The following is a 213-nucleotide window of genomic DNA, read 5'->3' on the forward strand; positions in this document are numbered from 1 at the left end:
GGCTTGAGTGTTTAGAAGCCAGATCAAAAGCCAGAGCGAAAGCCAAATCTGAAGCTGATGCAGCTCTGCTTTTCTGTGGGAGCCGGCTTGCCTGCGATGCAGACACCTCGGTGTATCAGGCAGACCCAGTTGATGCCATCGCAGGCAAGCCAGCTCCCACATTTGACCGTGCCCGCTTTAGCTTTTGATTTGGCTTTTAAACACTCAAGCCGG

The 213-nt window shown here is 53.1% G+C and carries 1 pseudogene; it reads left to right on the forward strand.

Annotated features, from left to right (window positions below):
- Positions 1 to 188: pseudogene (locus tag HX815_RS31515) on the forward strand (hypothetical protein); the annotation flags it as partial.
- Positions 189 to 213 lie beyond the last annotated feature (25 nt).

It is taken from the genome of Pseudomonas sp. E6002 (genome assembly GCF_013385565.1).
In the GTDB taxonomy this organism is placed as follows: Bacteria; Pseudomonadota; Gammaproteobacteria; order Pseudomonadales; family Pseudomonadaceae; genus Aquipseudomonas.